Below are 23,158 nucleotides of genomic sequence, written 5' to 3' on the forward strand. Positions count from 1 at the left end.
TACTCAGTTAACGACTTGCTGAAACCCGTCTGACTCGTGTTTCACGAGATTTCCTTAACCTGGCGGAAGCTAAACTAAGAGAGAGCTCTATGAACCCTGAGCGTTCTGAACGCATAGAAATCCCCGTATTGCCTCTGCGCGATGTGGTGGTTTATCCGCACATGGTGATCCCGTTGTTTGTTGGCAGGGAAAAATCGATTCGATGCCTCGAAGCTGCGATGGATCACGACAAAAAAATCATGCTGGTGGCGCAGAAAGAAGCCTCAACAGATGAGCCGGGCGTTAATGATCTCTTCTCCGTGGGTACGGTTGCCTCAATATTACAAATGCTGAAGCTCCCGGATGGCACGGTAAAAGTGCTGGTGGAAGGGTTACAACGCGCGCGTATTACGACACTTTCTGACAGTGGCGAGCATTTTGCTGCCCAGGCGGAGTACCTGGAATCTCCGGCCGTGGATGAACGCGAGCAGGAAGTTCTGGTGCGTACTGCAATTAATCAGTTTGAAGGCTACATCAAGCTGAACAAAAAGATCCCGCCGGAAGTGCTGACTTCGCTGAACAGCATTGAAGATGCTGCACGTCTGGCTGACACCATCGCGGCACATATGCCACTGAAACTCGCTGACAAACAATCTGTACTGGAAATGTTTGATATCACCGAGCGTCTGGAATATTTGATGGCGATGATGGAATCGGAAATTGACCTGTTGCAGGTTGAGAAACGCATTCGCAATCGTGTCAAAAAACAGATGGAGAAAAGCCAGCGCGAGTACTATCTGAATGAGCAAATGAAAGCGATTCAGAAAGAACTGGGCGAAATGGATGACACGCCTGACGAACACGAGGCGCTGAAACGCAAAATCGAAGCGGCCAAAATGCCGAAAGATGCGCGTGAGAAAACCGAAGCTGAGCTGCAAAAACTGAAAATGATGTCGCCGATGTCCGCCGAAGCTACGGTTGTCCGTGGATATATCGACTGGATGCTTCAGGTGCCATGGAATGCCCGCAGCAAAGTGAAAAAGGACCTGATCAAAGCACAGGAAGTTCTGGATACTGACCATTATGGTCTGGAGCGTGTCAAAGACCGCATTCTGGAATACCTCGCCGTGCAGAGTCGCGTCAGCAAAATCAAAGGCCCAATCCTGTGTCTGGTCGGGCCTCCGGGTGTGGGTAAAACCTCACTGGGTCAGTCAATCGCACGCGCGACTGGCCGTCAGTATGTTCGTATGGCGCTGGGTGGCGTACGTGATGAAGCGGAAATCCGTGGTCACCGTCGTACCTATATCGGTTCCATGCCGGGCAAACTGATCCAGAAAATGGCGAAAGTGGGGGTTAAAAACCCGCTGTTCCTGCTTGATGAAATCGACAAGATGTCATCGGATATGCGTGGCGATCCGGCTTCTGCCTTGCTGGAAGTATTGGATCCGGAACAGAACGTGGCGTTCAACGATCACTATCTGGAAGTCGATTACGACCTGTCAGATGTGATGTTTGTGGCGACCTCGAACTCGATGAACATCCCGGCTCCGCTGCTGGACCGTATGGAAGTGATCCGTCTTTCCGGTTATACCGAAGACGAAAAACTGAACATCGCCAAACAGCACCTGTTGCCGAAACAGCTTGAACGTAATGCGCTTAAGAAGAACGAACTGACTGTGGATGACAGCGCAATAACTGGCATCATCCGTTTCTATACCCGTGAAGCGGGTGTACGTAGTCTGGAACGTGAGTTGTCGAAACTGTGCCGTAAAGCGGTTAAGCAATTGCTGATGGATAAAGACATCAAGCACATTGAAATTAACGGCGACAACCTGAAAGATTTCCTCGGTGTACAGAAGGTCGATTATGGCCGTGCTGATACCGAAAACCGGGTAGGCCAGGTTACTGGTCTGGCGTGGACCGAAGTGGGCGGTGAATTGCTGACCATCGAAACGGCCTGCGTACCGGGCAAAGGTAAGCTGACTTACACCGGTTCTCTCGGGGAAGTCATGCAGGAATCCATTCAGGCTGCACTGACGGTTGTCCGTTCACGCGCAGACAAACTGGGTATCAACCCTGACTTCTACGAAAAACGTGATATTCACGTTCACGTACCCGAAGGGGCAACGCCGAAAGATGGTCCGAGTGCCGGTATTGCCATGTGTACCGCGCTGGTGTCTTGTCTGACGGGTAATCCGGTTCGTGCGGATGTTGCGATGACCGGTGAGATCACACTGCGTGGTCTGGTTCTGCCAATCGGTGGTCTGAAAGAAAAGCTGCTGGCGGCCCATCGTGGTGGCATCAAAGTGGTTCTGATCCCGGACGACAACAAACGTGATCTGGAAGAAATTCCGGCGAACGTGCTGGCAGATCTTGAGATCCATCCGGTAAAACGCATTGATGATGTTCTCAACATCGCACTGCAAAATCCGGCTTACGGTGCATTGCCGGTGGCAGCAAAATAGTGACCTCAGCTTACACAGTTGAATAAAACTCAGGCTGGCAGGTGAAATCTCACTTGCCAGCTTTTTTTTGTGCCGTTAACTTAGTGAACGGTCAAAGGGTTTCAGGCTGCTTTCAGTCGCTTGCATCACTCTGACAAGATTGATATAACAGCAGCGCGGTCACGTCTGCAGGGAAAATGCGCCGTGATGAACGAATTTTAAGAGGGGATGATAAGAGTGAATAAGTCACAATTGATCGACAAAATTGCTGCCGGTGCTGATATTTCTAAAGCCGCAGCGGGACGTGTTTTAGATGCTGTTCTTGCATCTGTCACTGACACCCTGAAAGCTGGGGATGAAGTAGCTCTGGTTGGTTTTGGTACTTTCTCCGTTCGCGAGCGTTCAGCACGTACTGGTCGTAACCCACAGACCGGTAAAGAAATCAGCATTGCAGCCGCTAAAGTGCCGGGCTTCCGTGCAGGTAAAGCGCTGAAAGATGCCGTTAACGGTTAATTACCCGCAGACTGACGTTGAAACTGTGTGAGGCGCATCACTGATGCTTTTCATTCAGGTCTGGTTGTTAAACAATAACCTGACGTCATCGGGCTGGTAAGGTAAGATACAAGGCGCATCGAAAACGGTGCGCTTTTTTTATTACAGCGGAGTGTTGCCACACTATGATGGACAATTTACGCGCGGCCGCCAATCACGTCGTGCTCAAAATCATTCTGGCCCTGATTATTCTGTCCTTTATTTTGACAGGGGTAGGCAACTACCTGATCGGCGGTTCAGGCGACTATGCAGCGAAAGTGAATGGTCAGGAAATAGGACGTGCTCAGCTGGAACAGGCAGTTCAAAACCAGCGTAGCCGCTTGCAACAGCAGCTTGGAGATCAATTCTCTGCGCTTGCGGGCAGCGACGGTTATATGCAGCAATTACGCCAGGAATCCCTGAGCAACCTGATTGACGTCACGTTGCTGGATCAGTATTCCAAAAAATTAGGCATTACCGTCAGCGATCAGCAGATCAAAGATGCGATTTTTGCGACCCCGCAATTCCAGACTGATGGCCGTTTCGACAATGCTAAATATCTGCAAAGCATCCAGGGTATGGGATACACCGCGGATAACTTTGCGCAGTTGATGAAACAACAGTTAATCAGTCAGCAACTTGAGCAAGCCTACGGTCAGTCCGATTTCGTTTTGCCAGTGGAAAGTAAATCTCTAGGTGGGTTGATTCTGCAAAGTCGTGATGTGCAGACTGCCACATTGGATACCGATGCGCTGGCAGCTAAACAGCAGGTCACTGACGCTGAATTGCAGGCATTCTACGACCAGAATAAAAACAGTTTCCTCTCGCCTGAACAGGTGAAAGTCAGCTACATCGAAATGGATGCAGCGGCCATGCAGGGGAAAACTAACGTGACGGATGCGGATATCAGCGCCTATTACGACCAGCATAAAAGCGAATTTGGTCAGCCTGAACGCCGTCGCTACAGTGTCATTGTTCTGAAATCTCAGGCCGATGCTGACGCAGTGGCTGCCGAGCTGAAAAAAGGCACCGATTTCGCGGAACTGGCTAAGACCAAATCGACCGATGCGCTGAGTGCCAGACAAGGTGGTGACCTCGGCTGGATGGAGCCTGAAACGACGTTACCAGAATTTAAAAATGCCAATCTGACCACCAAAGGTCAGGTGTCTGGTGTGATTAAATCGGACAGCGGTTTCTTCATTTTGCGCCTTGATGACGTGACGCCTGAGCAGGTCAAACCGTTAGCTGACGTTCGCAACACGATTGCCGACAAGCTTAAACAAGAGAAATCATTGGATGCCTACTACGCGCTGCAACAGAAAGTCAGCGAAGCGGCAACCAATGACAACGAATCTCTGGCTTCTGCTGAAGATGTTGCCGGTACGAAAGCGGTTCACACAGATTGGTTCACTCAGAATCAAATCCCGGCAGGTATCAATTTCAAACCTGTCGTACAGGCGATTTTCGACGGCGGCCTGATTGGTCAGGACGGTTCTCCGGGCAGTAACTCAGACATTATTACCGTTGATGGTGACCGCGCCTTTGTAGTTCGCGTGGATGCACACAAAGCTGAAGGGGTTAAACCTTTCGCTGACGTGAAAGATCAGGTGACGACGCTGGTGAAACGGCAGAAAGCACAGGATCAGGCGCGTATGGAAGGTGAGAAACTGCTGACCGCGTTGAAAGAAGGCAAAGGCGATGACGCCATGAAAGCTGCCGGCCTGACATTTGGTCCAGTCCAGAAAGTACAGCGCAGCCAGCAGCCTTCTGCATTCGAAGAGAACGTTTACGCACTGCCTCATCCTCAGAAAGACCAACCGGTTTATGGGCTGACTCAGGACGATAAAGGCAACAGTGTACTGGTCAAACTGAATGCGGTGACGCCGGGTGCCATTCCTGCCGCTGATACAGCACGTTTCAATCAGGAAATGCAACAGACGTCCTCGAATGTGGCCTTTGATTCGCTGCTGACCAACCTGCGTCAGGAAGCGAAAATCAAATACGGTTCTGCTGCACAAAACCAGTAAACGCCGCAAAGTTTTGCAACGCGTTGCAACAAACAAAAGGCCGCTTCCGCGGCCTTTTCCACATTTGAATGTTGCCCATTGTCCGCTTTCTCTGCCTGATGCATTCTCTCCGTGCTGTCAAACACATGGAGGATACAGCATGAAAAAATTAGGCATCAACTCACTTTCGTTAGCTCTCGCTCTGGGACTTTCCACACTACCGGTCATGTTGCAGGCCGCTCCCAATGCGGCCAGCAGCGTGGCGACCACGACGGCGGCGCCAGCGACGGCAGCCAGCAAAGTCACTGGCCCGCAAGTGAAAAAGGAACAAGTGGCAGTGACCGATGAAAGTACCGTAAGCATCAACACGGCGACTGCGGAAGAATTTGCCAATGTGATGAACGGAGTAGGGATGAAAAAAGCGCAAGCCATCGTCAGTTACCGCGAAGATCTTGGGCAATTTACGGATATCGAACAATTGCGTGAAGTTCCGGGAATTGGTGCTGCATTGTTTGAACGTAACAAGGACCGTCTGAAATTGTGACGGATGTCGCGGCGGTGATCCCTTAACGGTTGCCGCCGTTTTCTTCTGCTAATCTCTAGAGACATCTGACCAGTTTGGTTGTAAGCCTCAGACGACTATCAGGAGTTTCTTAACGATTATGCATACGTTCATTAAAGTTTGCGGTTTCCACATTGACGTTTATCAGCACGTAAACAACGCGCGTTATCTGGAATTTCTTGAAACAGCGCGCTGGGAATGGCTCGACAATCAGTCAGGTTTCCAGTGGATGAGCCAGAACAAGATTGCCTTCATCGTGGTGAATATCAACATCAATTACCGCAAGCCTGCGGTATTGGGGGATGTCTTGCGCATTGACAGCAGTTTGCAACAACTGAACGGGCGCAGTGGTGTTCTCGAGCAGGTTGTCACATGTGAAGGTGATGTGGTTGCGGATGCGACGCTGACGTTCGTGTGTATCGATTTGCGTACGCAAAAAGCGCTGCCGCTGGAAGGGGAATTGCTCGAGCGGTTACGTGAACTGGAACTGGAAAACGATTAATCGTTTCCCCTTACGCAAGATCACTTTCCCGTCAAAAGAATACGCCAACGGGCGGTTGAAAGCCGCCCGTTACCGGCAAAACATTAAAACTGAAAAATTAACGCAGTCCGGTTTTCTTCTTCAGGCTGGTCATCACGCCCGTTTTATCCTGCTGGTATTGCTGCAAACCATTAGCGCGTAAATGACAGGCTGCACATTCACCACAACCATCACCAGCAATGCCGTTGTAGCAGGTCAGCGTTTTATGGCGAACCAGATCCAACTGCTGGTAATAATCGGCCAGCGCCCAGGTTTCGGCTTTATTGAGCCACATCAGCGGTGTTTCGAAACGCACATCGCGCGCCAGACCCAGCGACACAGCCGTGTTCAGCGCCTTGACGAATTCATCTCGGCAATCCGGATAACCGGAGAAGTCAGTTTCACACACGCCGGTGATGACGGCTTCTGCCTGGATCTGATAGGCATAAATGGCCGCCAGCGTCAGGAACAGAATATTACGACCGGGAACGAACGTACTCGGCAAGCCCCCGTTGTTTTCATCACCAAAATTAGGCACCGGAATGTTATCGCGGGTCAGGCTGCTGACAGCCAGTTCGTTTAACAACCCGACATCCAGCACTTTATGGGCACGTGCGCCCAGTTCCACAGACAGTTTTTGTGCAATCTCGATTTCTGCACGATGACGCTGACCATAATCGAAAGTAACGCAGTGGACTTCGTCATATTGCTTCAGAGCCTGAATCAGACAGGTTGTTGAATCTTGTCCGCCGCTAAAAACTACCACTGCTCTTTTCATTCTGATTACCTGTTGTTTGAAACCATTATCTGAAATTTACTGCGCATCGGGCAGTAAAAGTGCCCTAATGTTACTTTCCTTTACCCCCGGAGTGTAGTGAAACAGCTCCTTCAGGCACTTTCCGTTGGCAGCGGCGGCGGAACCCATGCCTGACAGAAATCGAACCAGCCCCATGCGGTGAGTTGCACACCGCTGATGCGCGGTGGTGCGCTGACCTGATACTGATAGTTAAACAACGGTGTGACGATGGCCGACTGCATCCACTGAAATAAATGATCGCGCAGTTCGTCCGAGCGATGGTTCTCCAGCGGGATTTGCTGAATAGCGGCCAGGCGCTGTTGCTGGCAAACATAATCTTTTTCGCGCAGGATCCCCGGCCAGAGCGGATCTTGCTGTAACCAGTTCTCCAGGGAGGCATCGGGAGATTCGCCAATCAAACGATCACCGAGAAGCAGATCGGCCCAGCCTAGCATCGCATCATCTTCCCAAAGTCGCCCGGCATGATATTTAACCTCCAGTGCACAATCTTCTTCCGCCAGCTTTTCCTTTAGTGCCTGCGCCACCAGCTCAAATTCAACCGGCGGGTGAAACAGCAATGTCAGCTTTTCAGGCAATGGAACATCAGCATCGTCATGCAAAGGTATTGGCCAGCCAGGCAGCATTTCTTTGCTGGCTTTCACCAGATCATGATCGATAGGCAAATTATCCAGCATGCCGCTGCGCTGGATCAGACGGACGATTTTACGCGCCTGAGCCTCATTCAATACGCCACGTTTCAGATTGGCGGCGATGTAGCAAAATCCCAGGCTGGTGCTGCGTCTGACCGGTTTCACGCGCGATAATTCATCCTGTTCACCCAAAATGATCCTGACCGGATGCTGGCAACTGACATTGCTTTTTTGTGCAAAGAGTTGCGGTGTGATCCAAAATTCAATAGCCGCCAGATAAGGATGCTGTAAGGCGTACAAGGTATGTTGTTCAAGCCTGATCAGTTCAGGTGAAAAGGTAGTCAGGCGAAAAGGACCCGCGCCGATATGTGGATTATCGGGATGGGATAACAGGCAGTTAAGGTCGGCAAACCGGTGCGCCAGCCAGTAATCGGGTTTATCGAGATCAAACTGCAGACAAAGTGCGTGCGGCTGAGACAATCTGCTCACGCAAGCCAGATTATGTTTACTGCGCGGTGAGTTTTGCAGTTGTTCAAAGCGCGCCATTAATTGCGCGGTCTTCAGTGGTTCTCCGTTATGCCAGAACAACTGACTACGCAGGAAAAATTGCCAGGTTTTGCCGTTATTACTGATTTGCCAGTGATGGGCCAGATCGGGCTGGGGGGCTGAATTTCCCGGAATAAAACGCGTCAGTCCCGCATGAATAGTATGTGCAAGATGTTGCTCGGCACGGCCGGTCAACGTCAGCGGATCTAAAGGCTGGAGAGGGCGATAATAGGGTATACGCAGCGTGGGCGCATCTTCCTGCCATTGCCCGCCCAAATGCGGCGCCAGCAGTGCATTGAGATGGCTCGGATCCAGCTGGCTTAGCTGCAACGCGGCCGAATGTTCGCCATTTTTCAGCAACTCCTGCAAACAGGCTCCCCGCAATTCTTCGGAGGTTTTCAGGCAGCAAAGTGACGCACGCTTCCCGCGACCTGCTTGGGATTGCCAGTCAATCCAGCCCGCATCCTGAAAGTGTTTCAGCAACGTTCGGGTATGACGTTCACTGCAACAGAAAATCTCAGCCAGTTCGGCCACGGTAAACTGAACCGGAACTTGTCCGGTCTTCAGGTATAAACGCTGAAATTGATTAAGCCGGTTTTGCAGGCGCACGGTAAATACGGAACCTTATTTTTGCTGTGAATTAACCTGTTCATCATATCGTGCGTATGGCGCGCTGGCTTGCAGCGAAGAGCCAGAGTGTGAGCTAAAACCGGAACAGTATTCACAAACTGTTCACTATTAGTTCCGCAAATCGCAGTCCATACTTTGAGGGTGAAAATCATTCCTTTTCTGAGAGAAAATATGTTCCGTTTAGCTGCATTTGATATGGATGGCACTCTGCTTTTACCCGATCACACGCTGGGCGAAAAAACACTGGCAACATTGCGTCAGCTGGCTGAAAAGCCGGTAAAACTGACGTTTGCCACCGGCCGTCATTATCTCGAAATGAAAGATATTCTGGCGAACATCGGACTGGACGGTTTTCTGATCACCGGAAACGGCACGCGAATTCATGACTTGTCCGGGCACCGGTTGCATGCCAGTGACTTGTCCGAAGATTGTGCACACGAGCTTTTGCACACGCAATGGGATACACCTGCCAGCCAGCATGTATTCCGTGATGATGGCTGGTTTACGTCTCTGGACGATCCGGATTTGCTGATCCCGCATCAGTTCAGCGGCTTCCGCTATCAGTTACAGGATCTGCGTTTATTGCCTGATTCTGGTAACAGCAAAGTGTGTTTCTGCGCACCGCATGAAACCTTGCTGGCGCTGGTACCCCAACTGGAAGCGCATTTCGGCCCGCGTCTTGACCTGTGTTTTTCAGCGGCAGATTGTCTGGATGTGCAGCCCGCAGGCAGTAATAAAGGCAGTGCTCTGGCGCTTCTCACTGCAGGTCTGGGGATCGATATGTCTGAATGCATGGCATTCGGCGATGCCATGAACGACAAGGAAATGCTGGAAAGTGTCGGGATGGGGCTGATTATGGGCAACGCTTTGCCGGTGCTGAAAGAACAGGCCTCTCATTTACAAATCATCGGACATTGCCGTAATCAGGCTGTGTCTCACTTTTTGCAACACTGGCTGCACACTCCACACCTCACCTATTCCCCCGAATATTAAGGTATTGCAGCAAGCCGGGTTCACTTTAACTGTCCCGGCTTTTTTCCCCCTTCATCCTTCGAACTGCAACTGCGTTAGCTGCATTCTTTCACCCGAATCACTTACTCTTGTAAGCTCATCGGGATTCATTCATTTGCTGCCTTGTTGTAGTTCGAATGATTTCGAGGATATTCAGTTGAGACCTTCCAGTTGTGCAGCGTAAACGGAAATATCCCCGATATTCTTCGCTACCCAGTTGTCATCAAAGTAGGTATTCAGATAACGTTCACCGCTGTCGCAAAGCAGGGTAACGATCGAGCCGGTTTCACCTTTCTCGTGCATTTGTTTTGCCAGTTGCAATGCCCCCCACATATTGGTTCCCGTCGAGCCGCCGACTTTTCTCCCCAGTACCTGTTCAAGCCAGCGAACGGTAGCAATGCTTGCAGCATCAGGTACTTGCATCATGCTGTCAATGACGTCGGGGATAAATGAGGGTTCGGCGCGCGGGCGGCCAATGCCTTCAATGCGGCTGCTGCATTGAGCGGTAACGCTGGCATCACGTTGCTGAAAGTAATCATAAAAGACAGAGTTTTCCGGATCCACCACGACCAGTTCGGTATCGTGCCCCTGATAGCGGATGTAGCGGCCTAGCGTTGCGGACGTTCCACCGGTACCCGCACTCATCACCAGATAACGCGGCACCGGATACGGTTCGCGGGACATCTGACGGAAAATGCTGTCTGCAATGTTGTTGTTTCCGCGCCAGTCGGTGGCCCGTTCTGCGTAGGTGAACTGATCCATATAATGGCCGTTCAGCTCTTTAGCGAGCTGCTCTGAGGCAGCATAAATCTGACCTGAGTTTTCGACAAAGTGGCAGCGACCACCATAAAACTCAATTTGCTGAATTTTGCGCGGGGCTGTACAGGCGGGCATTACGGCAATAAAGGGCAGGCCCAGCAGACGCGCGAAATAGGCTTCGGAGACAGCAGTACTGCCCGAAGACGCCTCAATAATCGGCGTATTTTCGCGGATCCAGCCATTGCACAGGCCATATAAAAACAATGAGCGTGCCAGACGATGTTTCAGGCTGCCGGAAGGATGCGTGCTTTCATCTTTGAGGTACAACGAAATTCCAGGAAAGTCGCTCAGCGTGAGACGAATTAAATGTGTGTCGGCTGAACGTTGATAATCGGCGTCGATTTCTTTAATGGCGTGAGTGACCCAGGAATTGCGCATGTTGCAGGCTCATTTAAGTGTTTTGATGAGATAAAGAATAACGTAATCACCAGAGAAATAAGTTACTCTTTGACCCATAGATCATCTTATTTGGAGAAATATTTTCTCCGGGAGTGCGATATGGTAGATAAAATTGACCTCAGGCTTTTATCGCTGCTACAGCGGGATTGCACCCTTTCTCTGAACGAGCTGGCTGAGGCCGTCAACCTCACCACCACCCCCTGCTGGAAAAGAATAAAGCGCCTTGAAGATGACGGGATTATTTGCGGAAAAGTGGCGTTACTTGACGCTGAGAAACTGGGACTTAGCCTGACAGCATTTGTGCTGATTAAAACCCAGCATCACAACAGCGAGTGGTATCAGCGATTTGTTCAGCAAGTCGAAGCGTTTCCAGAGGTGCTGGGTTTTTACCGGATGGCGGGCGAGTACGATTATTTGCTGCAAGTTCAGGTCTCCGATATGAAAAGCTACGATAACTTTTACAAGCGACTTGTGAATGGCATTCCGGGACTGAACGACGTGACCTCAAGTTTTGCGATGGAGCGCATAAAATCGACCACAGCATTGCCGATTTAATGCAAAAGTTGCAGTAAAAAGTTTCATCAGAAACCCCTGTTAACTCTGGTATCCTTGTCGGCCTGAAGAGAAAATTGGTCTTTCTGTCGCCGGTTTAACTCAATAAAATTATTATTATTTGTATGGAAAACACTGCGTGAGATTGTTTGCACAATTAGGCTGGTACTTCCGACGTGAATGGCGCCGGTATTTGGGTGCCGTCGCCTTACTGGTCATTATCGCCGTTCTGCAATTACTGCCGCCAAAACTGGTGGGCGTAATTATCGATGGTGTTACGTCAAAACAAATGTCTTACGGCGTGCTTTTTGCGTGGCTTGGCCTGATGCTCGGCACGGCTGTTGTGGTGTATCTGCTGCGTTATGTCTGGCGCGTGCTGCTGTTCGGTGCGTCTTATCAGCTTGCTGTTGAACTACGACAGGATTTTTTCCGTCAGCTGAGCCGTCAGCATCCCGCTTTTTATCTGCGCCATCGCACCGGTGATTTGATTGCCCGTGCGACTAATGACGTCGACCGGGTGGTGTTCGCTGCGGGAGAGGGCGTGCTGACGCTGGTCGATTCGCTGGTCATGGGGCTGGCGGTACTTATCGTTATGGCAACCCAGATCAGCTGGGAACTGACGTTATTGTCGCTGGTGCCGATGCCGGTAATGGCGATCATCATCAAGCGATATGGCGATCAACTTCATTCCCGTTTCAAAACCGCACAGGCGGCGTTTTCCTCGCTTAACGATCAGGCGCAGGAAAGCCTGACCAGTATCCGTATGATCAAAGCTTTTGGCCTGGAGAATCATCAGTCATCGCAGTTTGCTGATGTGGCTGCGGATACCGGTGCAAAAAATATGCGTGTCGCGCGTGTTGATGCCCGCTTTGATCCGACCATCTATGTCTCTATCGGCATGGCGAACCTGCTGGCCATCGGCGGCGGTAGCTGGATGGTAGTCAATGGCCACCTGACGCTGGGTGAACTCACCAGCTTTGTGATGTACCTTGGCCTGATGATCTGGCCGATGCTCGCGCTCGCCTGGATGTTTAACATTGTCGAACGTGGCAGCGCGGCTTACAGCCGTATCCGTAGCCTGTTACAGGAAGCCCCGGCTGTTGTTGATGGCACAACACCGTTACCGGCAGGCCGCGCGACGCTTGAGGCTCACATCAACGATTTCCATTATCCGGAAAATAGCCACGCTGCTTTAACGACCGTTACTTTTTCCTTGCACCCTGGGCAAATGCTGGGGTTATGCGGTCCGACAGGTTCCGGTAAAAGTACGCTGCTTTCACTCCTTCAGCGCCAGTTCGATGTCACTGACGGTGACGTGTCCTATCACGGGTTATCCCTTAAAGAAATCCAGCTTGATGACTGGCGTGCCCGGCTGGCAATTGTCAGTCAGACGCCTTTCTTGTTCTCAGACACTGTCGCGCAGAACATTGCGCTCGGAAGGCCTGATGCCACGCAGGAAGAGATTGAAGAAGCCGCGCGTCTCGCCAGCGTTCATGATGACATTCTGCGATTGCCTCAGGGATATGAAACTGAAGTCGGCGAGCGCGGCGTCATGTTATCGGGTGGTCAGAAGCAGCGTATTTCGATTGCGCGCGCATTGCTCCTCAAAGCCGAAATTCTGATCCTGGATGATGCTTTATCCGCCGTTGATGGCCGGACGGAGCACCAGATTCTGCACAATCTGCGTCAGTGGGGAAGTGACCGTACGGTGATCATCAGCGCACATCGTCTCTCTGCACTGACCGAAGCCAGTGAGATTCTGGTCTTCAGCCAGGGGAGTATTTCGCAGCGTGGCAATCATGACCAGCTTGCTGCCGAAGCCGGCTGGTACCGCGATATGTTCCGTTATCAGCAATTAGAAGCTGCGCTGGATGATGTGTCACAGGAAAAGGAGCCGGAACACCGTGGCTGAACCCAAAAAAATTAAAATTCAGAAGCTTTGGCCAACGCTAAAGCGCCTGTTGAAATACGGGAAACCTTACCGCAAGCCGTTGTCTTATGCGGTTCTAATGCTGTGGATTGCAGCGGCAGCGGAAGTGACCGGCCCTATATTAATCAGCTTCTTTATCGATCACTACGTGGCTAAAGGTGAAATGCCGTGGGGGAAAGTCAGTTTGCTCGCGCTGAGTTTTATCTTCCTGCAATTCCTGGCAGCAAGCCTGCACTATTTTCAGGCACTGTTGTTCAACCGTGCTGCGGTGGGTGTCGTCCAATGCCTGCGCACCGAAGTCATGGATGCGGCATTACGGCAACCGTTGAGCGCATTTGATACACAGCCTGTAGGTCAGCTGATTTCCCGCGTGACTAATGACACGGAAGTTATCCGTGATCTGTATGTGACCGTGGTGTCGACAGTCTTACGCAGCATCGCCCTGATTGGTGCGATGCTGGTGGCGATGTTCAGCCTCGACTGGCGACTGGCATCGGTGGCAATTTGTATCTTCCCGGCCGTATTTGTCGTGATGGGGCTGTACCAGATTTACAGTACGCCGGTGGTGCGCAAAGTACGCGCTTATCTGGCGGATATTAATGATGGCTTCAATGAAGTCATCAACGGTATGAATGTGATTCAGCAATTCCGTCAGCAGAAAAGGTTTGGCGAACGGCTTGCCCGCGCCAGCCAGTCGCACTACCTGGCCCGCATGCAAACGCTGCGACTGGAAGGATTTCTGTTGCGTCCTTTGCTCAGCTTATTCTCGTCGTTGATTTTATGCGGTCTGCTCATTCTCTTCGGATTCAGTGCCGAAGGTTCTGTGGGCGTTGGGGTTCTGTACGCCTTCATCAATTATCTCGGACGGCTCAACGAGCCTCTGATTGAACTGACCTCACAACAATCGATTATGCAGCAGGCAGTCGTTGCCGGTGAACGTATCTTTGATTTGATGGACAGGACGCAACAGCAATACGGGCCAGACGAAAAGTTGCTCACCAGCGGCGAGATTGACATCAAAGACGTCAGCTTTGCTTACCTCCCGGATAAATGGGTGCTGGAAAATATTTCCCTGCACGTGCCTTCGCGCGGTTTTGTGGCGTTGGTTGGACATACCGGCAGTGGTAAAAGTACGCTGGCAAATCTGCTGATGGGTTATTACCCGTTAAACAAAGGTGAGGTCAGGGTTGACGGACGTAACCTCGCCGACTTATCGCACACCAGCCTGCGCAAAGGTATTGCAATGGTTCAGCAGGATCCGGTGGTTCTGGCAGAATCCGTGTTCGCTAATGTCACGTTAGGCCGTGATATTGATGAAGCGCAGGTGTGGCACGCGCTGGACATTGTGCAGCTCTCACCGCTGGTACGCGAAATGCCCGAAGGTTTGAATACGCGTCTGGGAGAGCAGGGCAATAATCTTTCTGTCGGGCAGAAACAATTACTGGCGATGGCGCGCGTTTTGGTGCAGGCACCGGAAATTCTGATCCTTGACGAGGCAACGGCCAATATTGATTCCGGCACCGAGCAGGCTATTCAGCGTGCATTACGGGCTATCAGGCAGCAGACTACGCTTGTGGTTATCGCACATCGGCTTTCGACGATTGTGGATGCCGATAATATTTTGGTATTGCACCGTGGCCAGGCTGTTGAGCAGGGTAATCACTTGCAACTGCTGGCAGAAAAAGGCCGGTATTATCAGATGTATCAGTTGCAACTTGCCGGACAGCAATTGGCTTCTGCCGGACAGATTATGCCTGCAACAGAAAACGCATAATCTTTGCATCGGTGCCGTATCCCTGCGGCACCGGCTTTCTTCTTTCTCCGTTTTTCATTTCCTGTTTTTCTTTTCCCCGCACTGTATTCATGCAGGCAGAACCCTTTTTCAATTCGGGTGCACTAAAAAGCAGCGGTGAGCACTTAAATGGTGCGTGTGCTGCTGTGCTGCATATGGCATGACAACTGTGCGCCTGGTCACGATTATTCTGAAAATGCCGTATTACGCGGGAATTGCATGAATCTGCGCCCGATTTCAACTCTGGCACATCCTTTGCTTTATCCAATCCGTATCGGGCGCGAATCCTCTCGCGGCAAGCCCTTAATTCGAGGAGTGGCACAATGAAGCTGGTTACTGTGGTGATCAAACCTTTTAAGCTGGAAGACGTGCGTGAAGCGCTGTCTGCTGTTGGAATTCAGGGGCTGACCGTAACGGAAGTTAAAGGTTTTGGCCGTCAGAAAGGTCATGCCGAACTTTACCGTGGCGCGGAATACAGCGTGAACTTTCTGCCAAAAGTAAAAATCGACATTGCTATTGCAGACGATCAGCTTGATGAAGTGATCGATGTGATCAGCAAAGCGGCCTATACCGGCAAGATCGGTGATGGCAAAATTTTCGTTGCTGAATTGCAACGTGTTATCCGTATTCGTACTGGTGAAACCGACGAAGCAGCACTGTAATTTCAGGCTTTTATCTCTCATACCAATCGGTTTGAGATAAATCAGATTAGAAAAAACAGTTTTGAGAAACAGGGGTGGGTTAATAATGAAAAAACTTTTATCCATGATGGGGCTTGGTGCCGTGGCTTTGCTGCCTTCGCTTGCCATGGCAGCAGCGCCAGCAGCGGCAAACGGTGCTGATAACGCCTTTATGATGATTTGTACCGCGCTGGTATTGTTCATGACCGTACCGGGCGTGGCGTTGTTCTACGGTGGCTTACTGCGTTCTAAAAACGTTTTGTCCATGCTGACTCAGGTTATTGTCACCTTTGCTCTGGTCTGCGTGTTGTGGATCCTCTACGGCTACAGTCTGGCCTTCAGCGAAGGTAACGCGTTCTTCGGTGGTTTCAGTAACGTCATGATGAAAGGCATCGGCCTGGACTCCGTGACAGGCACCTTCTCCCAGATGATCCACGTTGCTTTCCAGTGCTCATTTGCCTGTATCACTGTGGCGCTGATCGTGGGCGGTATCGCTGAACGTGTACGTTTCTCAGCGGTTCTGATTTTCACTGTGATCTGGCTGACTTTCTCTTACATCCCGATGGCTCACATGGTGTGGGCAGGCGGTTTCCTGGCTGCTGATGGTGCGCTGGATTTTGCCGGTGGTACCGTTGTTCACATCAACGCCGCTATCGCAGGTCTGGTGGGGGCTTATCTGCTGGGTAAACGTGCCGGTTTCGGTAAAGAAGCTTTCAAACCACACAACCTGCCAATGGTCTTCACTGGTGCATCAATCCTGTATGTGGGTTGGTTCGGCTTCAACGCAGGTTCTGCAAGTGCAGCAAGCCCTGTTGCCGCGTTGGCTTTCCTGAACACGGTGATTGCAACGGCTGGTGCAATCCTGTCCTGGACACTGGTTGAATGGATGGTGCGTGGTAAACCTTCACTGCTGGGCGCAAGCTCCGGTGCTATCGCAGGTCTGGTCGCTATCACACCTGCATGTGGTACGGTCGGCGTGGGTGGTGCTCTCATCATCGGTCTCGTAGGCGGTATCACTGGCCTGTGGGGTGTGGTTACCCTGAAAAAATGGCTGCGTGTTGATGACACCTGTGACGTGTTCGGTGTTCATGGTGTGTGCGGTATCGTAGGTTGTCTGCTGACTGGCGTATTCACTTCCAGCTCACTCGGCGGCGTAGGTTATGCAGAAGGTGTGACCATGGGCCATCAGGTTTGGGTTCAGTTCTTCAGCGTGTGCGTGACATTGGTCTGGTCTGGTGTTGTTGCTTTCATCGGTTACAAAGTGGCGGACATGATCGTAGGTCTGCGTGTTCCTGAAGAACAAGAACGCGAAGGGCTGGATGTTAATAGCCACGGCGAAAACGCTTACAACCAATAATGAGATTTCAGAGAAAGTAGTGCGCTAACTCTCTCATTAATGAGTTAAAAATAATAAAATAATGATGATATGCAAAAGGGGCGATAATGATATCGCCCCTTTTTAATGCGCCATTTTTACAGGGCGCTCTTTAATGATGATTATTCAGGCTTTCGCTGACGAATAACCCCTTCCTGTACCGTGGAGGCGACCAGCACGCCATCGCGGGTATAAAACTGTCCACGCACAAAACCACGCGCACCGGATGCAGAGGTACTTTCGACGGCATACAGCAACCAGTCATCCATGCGGAACGGGCGGTGGAACCACATCGAATGGTCGATGGTCGCGACCTGCATTCCCGGTTCAAGGAAGCCAATGCCATGGGGTTGCAGCGCCGTAGGCAGGAAATTGAAGTCAGACGCATAGCCCAGTAAATACTGATGAATTCGCAAATCATCTGGCATTTCACCGTTGGCCCTGAACCACACTGCACGGTTAGGCTCTTCGACACTCCCTTTCATCGGGTTATGAAACTTCACCGGACGCATTTCAATAGGATTATGACCAATAAATTTTTCGCGGAATTTTTCCGGTATCAGATGCGCCAGATTTTTAGCAATATCTGATTCTGATACCAGTGTTTCCGGCGGCGGCACATCCGGCATGGTGTTCTGATGCTCAAAACCACTTTCCTGGCTTTGGAACGACGCCGTCATATAGAAAATCGGCTTGCCATGCTGCACCGCTTTTACGCGGCGGGCGCTGAAACTGTTGCCATCGCGCAGGATTTCCACGTCATAGATAATCGGCTTGCTGCTGTCACCCGGGCGCAAAAAGTAGCTGTGGAAAGAATGGATACCACGTTCTGCCGGGACGGTCTGTTTGGCGGCATATAATGCCTGGCCTACGACCTGACCGCCAAAGACCTGACGTAAACCCAAGTCTTCACTTTGACCACGAAACAGCCCTTCTTCAATTTTTTCCAGATCAAGCAGATCCAGCAGATTTTTTAATGCCTGACTCATAGTGGCCTCATGAAAGTTACCGGAGAAATCGACCTAAGTTGTTCGGGGTAATGCAGGCAGGAATTTTCTGAAATACGCCTTAACCGACAGGTCTAACCTGTTAATCATAGTGGATCTTACGTTTTGTCAGAAGATCTGTTTGGCCGCTGACAGGAAAACCTCAGACTTTTGTGCCATGATTAGTAGGTAAGCTGGTTAAAGTCACTAAATTCATCGTCGGCGTTTATTACAGCTTGTCGACAAGCGACTAATAAAAAAGGGAGTACGATCAATGAAACTTTGGCAGATAGTAGGTGGAACCGCGCTGTCTCTGACTCTTGCCGGGTGCGCACAGCATCATGAGGCACCAGCGCAGCAACCTCCTGTGAATACGGCGGCTAGCCCGGACACCGGACCTGCGATCACTGGCCCGAATGTATCGGGTAGCGTGTTTATCAATCAGCGTGTAGCCTTGCCACCGGATGCTGTCCTGACGGTGACATTGTCTGATGCTTCGGTGGCGGATGCGCCATCCCGCGTGATTTCGCAAAAGGTGGCGAGAACTCAGGGTAAACAGGCACCGTTTACCTTCATCCTGCCGTATAACCCGCAGGAAATTGCCCCTAACGCGCGTATTCTGCTGAGTGCGGCGGTAACCATCAATGGTCAGATGACCTTCATCACTGACTCCATTAAAGAAGTGATTAATCACGGTCAGGGTACACGTGCCGATCTGCAACTTGTCCCGGTTGTCGCCGTCCCTGTAGCGACCAAACCCAGTGCCCTGGGACCAATGACTAACCCGTCAAATCCAGGACTGGGCACTTCGCCTGCACCGGTTAGTATGGTACCTGCACAACCAACGACCTATTAATTCATCACTTATGATGGCTAAGCACCGCTCTCGCGGTGCTTTTTTATGTGCGTTTTGAAGGCAGGCATTCACCATTTCCAGCCGTATTTCTCTAAATCGATTTTGCCTTTCTTAAACGTGATGCCCTCGGCCAGCAGTGCCTGACGCTGACGTTTAAAGTCTTCGCCCTGCAAAGAGATTTCACCGTGCCGGTTTATCACCCGGTGCCAGGGAAGAGTGCTGCCTTCCGGCAATTTCTTGAGTACGCCCCCGACCTGACGTGCCGCGCGGGGTGAACCGGCCAGTTGCGCGACGTTACCGTAAGTTGTGACCTGCCCGACCGGGATGGCGGCGATAATCTGAAATACGCGCTGGCGAAAGTTATCGGGTTCCGACATGACATCCTCCTCAGTGATTTGCGCCAGTATGACGCAAAAATTAAGGTTTTGTAGGCTCTGATTCAGGCGTATTGTTTAAGAAAACAACGGTTGTCGGCAGTTAACTTGCTTTTGTTTCGGCCATCACAGATAATGCCCACCGCTTCGATTCTCTTAGCAGAGAAATGAAGCTGACAACGTCAATGGGGGCCCTGTTGGTTCTCCCGCAACGCTAACTTGTCAACTTGGTCAGGTCCGGAAGGAAGCAGCCATGGCAGGTGTCGTGTGTGCCGGGATGTAGCTGGCAGGGCCTCCACCATTTCAGGCCTCCGGAATTATCTCTTCTCTTTGATTTCCTCCTAAAAATATCTTCAAAGCCAGGCTGCGCCCATAAAAAAGGGCACGTTTTCACGCGCCCTCTGTTAACCCGCAAGTTTCAGTGATGAACCAGCGTCGCAAAATAATACACCAGCGGGATTGCCAGAATATAAAGGCCTACAGGCACTTCACGTGCTTTTCCTGCGACCACTTTAATGATGACGTAAAACAGCAGGCCGCCGGCGATACCGGTGCCGAAGCTGTTGGAAATCAGCGTAATCATTACCATCATCAGTACCGGCAGCGCGTCGGTAAAATTCGCTAAGTCCACTTTTCGCAAATTACTGAACATGTTCAGGCCAATCAGAATCAGTGCCGGTGCGGTCGCCTCTTTCGGGATCATCAGCGCAATCGGAGTAAATAACAGCATCAGCAGAAACATGACTGCAGCGGTAAGTGCCGTCAGCCCCGTTTTACCGCCTGCTTCAGCGGCGGCAGAGGATTCGATCAATGCTGTAGCTGCAGGAATACCGACGATCGGGCCCAGCGCTGCTGCAATAGAATCCACCATGAAAGGCCGGTTGATGTTTTTCATATCGCCGTGTTCATCGAGCAATCCAGCCTCACCACCGACAGCCAGTGTGGTGCCCATCGTAGAGAAGAACTCCGAGGCGAAGAAGATAAACAGGAATGGCAGAAAGGCGATGTTGATAGCACCGATAAGATCGACTTTGCCCAATAACGGAGCAACCGAGTGAGGCAGCGAGATCCATTGCTCAGGTAAATGCGTTACGCCAAACGGTATACCCGCCACCGTCGCCAGCAAAATGGCCCATAAAATGGCACCCGGTACTTTACGAGCCTGTAACCCCACGGCGACCAGCAGACCAAGAAGCGCAATTAACGCACCCGGCGCAGTAAAATCTCCCAGAGCCAGCGCATGTGTTTTGGTATTTGCCATTACCAGCCCGGCATTGCGGAAGCCGAGCAGGGCGACAAAAATGCCAATAGAAGCGGTCAGCCCAAGCTTGATCGACTGCGGAACAGAACGGGTGACTACTTCGCGTAAGCCAAACACTGTCATCACGAAAAATAAAATCCCCGACCAGCATGCAATCCCCAGCGCGACGGGCCAGGTAACTCCGTCGCCCGCCAGCGTAATACCGACCAGTACCGAGCCGCCAATGCCAGGCCCGACCATAAAGGGCAGGTTGGCGTAAAAAGCCATCAGGAGAGAGCCCAGTACAAACACCAGGATCACGCCGGTGGTGGCTGCGCCTTTATCTATACCACTGACGGCCAGTAAACCCGGGATCACCACCAGTAAATACGCTGCCGCCAGAAACCCGGTGATGCCAGCCAGACATTCCGTTTTAATCTTGGTCTGGCGCTGGTGCAGATGGAAGCGGCGTTGTAACCAGCTTTCGTCTGCTGAGACGGTAACATTTTTCACAGAACTTTCGGACATGCTTAAATTCCCCTGAAAATAATTTTTATAATGTTGTGTTTGCTATCTTTTTACGTCTGGTGGTTTTGAGAATGCTTCAGATTTCTTCTGGCCAGATTTCCAGAACCGGGTTGACGATTTCCCGTGAACCGCCATCTGTCAGCCCTAAATCAGTCAGATGTGGGCCTGCATTACAGGCTAAGCACGTTCCTTCGATAGCTTTGAAAACGCGATAAGGCGGTTCCCAGTCTGCGACCTGTGCACTGAGGTCGCGCAGGTTTTTAAACTGCTTCGCCAGTTCCGTGGCCGGTAAATCAGACAGCATTCCGGCAATCGGCATATCGATATTGGCCAGCAACTTGCCATGCTGGCTCAACGCCATACCGCCGCCGCTGGCGATCAGCTGATTGGCCGCTATCATCATGTCGACAGGATCCCGGCCGATAATCACCAGATTATGGGCGTCGTGAGAGTAAGAGGTCGCGATGGCACCGCGCAATGCTCCCCAGCCTTCAAGTAATGCCATTTTCGGTGTGGCGTCGTGGCGGCCATGGCGGTGCTGAACCCAAATCAGGCTGAAGCCGTCGGGTATCTGTACGGCACCATCCCGCACATTCACGGTTACTTCACTCCATTGTGTAAAGCGTGCGCCTTTAATATTGCGCAGACGCGCTTTGCCGTTGTTCAGCCCCGGAATTTTTAGCCTGAAATCAGCGGCGTTCAGCGGCGTTAAGCGCATGGTGTCTCGTGGTGGAACCACTCCGCGCGCGGCGGCAGGGGTAAACAGCAGCTTGCCTTGCTGAGCTACACAGGTTCCGCCGACATATACTGCAAGCGGAAGAAGATTTTCCAGCGAGTCAAACGCGATAAGATCAGCCGTGCGGCCTGCGGCAATCAGCCCTAAATCAGAACGTTGCATGCGAATAGCGGCATTCAACGTCGCCATGCGTAGTACATCTTCTGCACGTAATCCGTAGGAAATCAGGAGCTTGATTAAGGCGATCACCCCGCCTTTTTCCAGCAGATGATCGGGCGGTACGTCGTCAGTACACAATGTTATTTGTGATGAAAGATGGGGAAGTGCGAGCAAAGCGGCTGCGATATCGGGCAGAAGATAAGGATGTGAGCCGCGAATTTGCAGCGTCAGACCGGCACGCAGCTTTTCCAGGGCATCATCAGCCGAGGTCAGTTCGTGATCTGACGTCACACCTGCGGCAAGATACGCCTGCAATTGTTCATCTTTGAGGCCGCGTGCGTGGCCTTCAATCAGCTTTCCGCTGTTTAGTCCGGCTTCGAGGATTTCCAGCATTCGCCCGCTGCCATTGAGCACGCCATGCATATCCATCACTTCGGCGACACCTGCAATTTCCGGCCAGCTAAGCATTGTCTGCATTTCCTGGCCTGTGAAATCCGCACCGGACATCTCTAAGCCCGGTGTTGACGGCACGCTGGAAGGCGCAGCGCATATCACGCGTAATGGCAGATTACGGCTGGACTGGATGGCGTACTGCACCCCGGCAACGCCCAGCACATTCGCCAGTTCATGCGGATCCCAAAACACCGTTGTTGTGCCCTGAGCGACGACGATTTCGGCGTATTTTTCGGGTGGCAAATGCGAGCTTTCGATGTGAACGTGCGTGTCGATAAGGCCGGGAGAGAGGTAATTTCCTGATAAATCATCAACGTTTTCAGTCTGCGTGAATTTCCCGCGTGAATGAACGCTGGCAATCATATTGCCGGTGATGCCGACATCGGCTTCGCGAATTTCCCCTGTGACCATGTCGATGACACGGGCATTAATCAGCAGACGGTCGAAAGGGATGTTCCCCAGTGCTGCGTTTATAGCCCGCTGGCGCAGGGGCTGGGAGGTGATGCCGTCGGTCATATCAGTGTCCGGATTTAAACAATGGTGAGGCTAATGTAGGGAGCAGGGGGGGCTTTGCACAGATGAATTATTTTATCCGTTTATAAGA

At 51.4% G+C, this 23,158-nt stretch carries 19 protein-coding genes and 1 other RNA gene; 13 read left to right on the forward strand and 7 right to left on the reverse strand.

Features of this window, described 5'->3' with window-relative positions; genetic code table 11:
* The first annotated feature begins 89 nt into the window (after positions 1-89).
* From lon to UC14_RS17740, 5 genes are all read left to right on the forward strand, one after another.
* A complete protein-coding gene (gene lon / locus UC14_RS17720) occupies positions 90-2,444 on the forward strand; it encodes an endopeptidase La (RefSeq protein WP_013576638.1) in 2,355 nt (784 codons plus the stop codon).
* Positions 2,445-2,660: 216 nt separating this feature from the next.
* Complete coding sequence (gene hupB / locus UC14_RS17725; protein WP_013576637.1) at positions 2,661-2,936, forward strand: nucleoid-associated protein HU-beta; 276 nt, start codon at positions 2,661-2,663, stop codon at positions 2,934-2,936.
* Between the two features lie 164 nt (positions 2,937-3,100).
* Positions 3,101-4,981: a peptidylprolyl isomerase gene (ppiD, locus tag UC14_RS17730; RefSeq protein ID WP_112198124.1), complete on the forward strand. Its 1,881-nt coding sequence runs from the start codon at positions 3,101-3,103 to the stop codon at positions 4,979-4,981.
* A gap of 139 nt (positions 4,982-5,120) precedes the next feature.
* A complete protein-coding gene (locus tag UC14_RS17735) occupies positions 5,121-5,504 on the forward strand; it encodes a helix-hairpin-helix domain-containing protein (protein WP_112198125.1) in 384 nt (127 codons plus the stop codon).
* 118 nt (positions 5,505-5,622) lie between these two features.
* Positions 5,623-6,024 (forward strand): YbgC/FadM family acyl-CoA thioesterase, encoded by a 402-nt coding sequence (locus UC14_RS17740; RefSeq protein ID WP_112198126.1) that lies wholly within the window; start codon positions 5,623-5,625, stop codon positions 6,022-6,024.
* Between the two features lie 97 nt (positions 6,025-6,121).
* Here UC14_RS17740 and queC read toward each other — a convergent pair whose 3' ends face one another.
* Positions 6,122-6,820, reverse strand: coding sequence for a 7-cyano-7-deazaguanine synthase QueC (gene queC / locus UC14_RS17745; protein WP_015690307.1), 699 nt, complete (start codon positions 6,818-6,820; stop codon positions 6,122-6,124).
* A gap of 110 nt (positions 6,821-6,930) precedes the next feature.
* Positions 6,931-8,643, reverse strand: coding sequence for an SgrR family transcriptional regulator (locus tag UC14_RS17750; RefSeq protein WP_112198127.1), 1,713 nt, complete (start codon positions 8,641-8,643; stop codon positions 6,931-6,933).
* Between the two features lie 192 nt (positions 8,644-8,835).
* Between UC14_RS17750 and cof the strand changes: the two genes are divergently transcribed.
* Entirely contained in the window at positions 8,836-9,657 is an 822-nt protein-coding gene (gene cof, locus UC14_RS17755; RefSeq protein ID WP_013576631.1) for an HMP-PP phosphatase, read from the forward strand.
* Between the two features lie 171 nt (positions 9,658-9,828).
* Here cof and UC14_RS17760 read toward each other — a convergent pair whose 3' ends face one another.
* On the reverse strand, positions 9,829-10,872 hold the full coding sequence (locus UC14_RS17760) for a PLP-dependent cysteine synthase family protein (protein WP_112198128.1): 1,044 nt from the start codon (positions 10,870-10,872) through the stop codon (positions 9,829-9,831).
* 120 nt (positions 10,873-10,992) lie between these two features.
* Between UC14_RS17760 and UC14_RS17765 the strand changes: the two genes are divergently transcribed.
* The 5 genes from UC14_RS17765 to amtB all read left to right on the forward strand — a co-directional run bounded on the left by UC14_RS17765 (position 10,993) and on the right by amtB (position 17,204).
* Complete coding sequence (locus tag UC14_RS17765) at positions 10,993-11,448, forward strand: Lrp/AsnC family transcriptional regulator (RefSeq protein WP_013576629.1); 456 nt, start codon at positions 10,993-10,995, stop codon at positions 11,446-11,448.
* 136 nt (positions 11,449-11,584) lie between these two features.
* On the forward strand, positions 11,585-13,357 hold the full coding sequence (locus tag UC14_RS17770) for a SmdA family multidrug ABC transporter permease/ATP-binding protein (protein WP_112151712.1): 1,773 nt from the start codon (positions 11,585-11,587) through the stop codon (positions 13,355-13,357).
* Complete coding sequence (locus UC14_RS17775; protein WP_370447488.1) at positions 13,317-15,149, forward strand: SmdB family multidrug efflux ABC transporter permease/ATP-binding protein; 1,833 nt, start codon at positions 13,317-13,319, stop codon at positions 15,147-15,149. The genes UC14_RS17770 and UC14_RS17775 overlap by 41 nt, the downstream gene beginning before the upstream one ends.
* Before the next feature lie 341 nt (positions 15,150-15,490).
* Positions 15,491-15,829 (forward strand): P-II family nitrogen regulator, encoded by a 339-nt coding sequence (gene glnK, locus UC14_RS17780; RefSeq protein WP_009639071.1) that lies wholly within the window; start codon positions 15,491-15,493, stop codon positions 15,827-15,829.
* A gap of 85 nt (positions 15,830-15,914) precedes the next feature.
* Positions 15,915-17,204 carry an ammonium transporter AmtB gene (amtB, locus tag UC14_RS17785; RefSeq protein ID WP_013576624.1) on the forward strand — a complete coding sequence of 430 codons (1,290 nt, stop codon included), beginning with the start codon at positions 15,915-15,917 and terminating at the stop codon, positions 17,202-17,204.
* Positions 17,205-17,344: 140 nt separating this feature from the next.
* Here amtB and tesB read toward each other — a convergent pair whose 3' ends face one another.
* Positions 17,345-18,211: an acyl-CoA thioesterase II gene (tesB, locus tag UC14_RS17790; protein ID WP_112198129.1), complete on the reverse strand. Its 867-nt coding sequence runs from the start codon at positions 18,209-18,211 to the stop codon at positions 17,345-17,347.
* A 271-nt stretch (positions 18,212-18,482) separates the two neighbouring features.
* On the opposite strand from tesB, the gene UC14_RS17795 reads away from it, so the two are divergent.
* A complete protein-coding gene (locus UC14_RS17795) occupies positions 18,483-19,064 on the forward strand; it encodes a YbaY family lipoprotein (protein WP_037036825.1) in 582 nt (193 codons plus the stop codon).
* 68 nt (positions 19,065-19,132) lie between these two features.
* Here UC14_RS17795 and UC14_RS17800 read toward each other — a convergent pair whose 3' ends face one another.
* Positions 19,133-19,441: an MGMT family protein gene (locus tag UC14_RS17800; RefSeq protein WP_037036827.1), complete on the reverse strand. Its 309-nt coding sequence runs from the start codon at positions 19,439-19,441 to the stop codon at positions 19,133-19,135.
* A 192-nt stretch (positions 19,442-19,633) separates the two neighbouring features.
* On the opposite strand from UC14_RS17800, the gene ffs reads away from it, so the two are divergent.
* An RNA gene (gene ffs, locus UC14_RS17805) (signal recognition particle sRNA small type) lies at positions 19,634-19,730 on the forward strand.
* 126 nt (positions 19,731-19,856) lie between these two features.
* Here the strand turns inward: ffs and UC14_RS17810 are convergent.
* Complete coding sequence (locus UC14_RS17810) at positions 19,857-21,206, reverse strand: NCS2 family permease (protein WP_112198130.1); 1,350 nt, start codon at positions 21,204-21,206, stop codon at positions 19,857-19,859.
* A gap of 76 nt (positions 21,207-21,282) precedes the next feature.
* Positions 21,283-23,070, reverse strand: a complete 1,788-nt coding sequence (locus tag UC14_RS17815) for an adenine deaminase (protein WP_112198131.1) — start codon at positions 23,068-23,070, stop codon at positions 21,283-21,285.
* Between the last annotated feature and the right edge of the window lie 88 nt (positions 23,071-23,158).

Origin of the sequence: Rahnella sp. NRRL B-41462, from assembly GCF_003263525.1 — a bacterium.
Lineage (GTDB): Bacteria > Pseudomonadota > Gammaproteobacteria > Enterobacterales > Enterobacteriaceae > Rahnella > Rahnella aceris.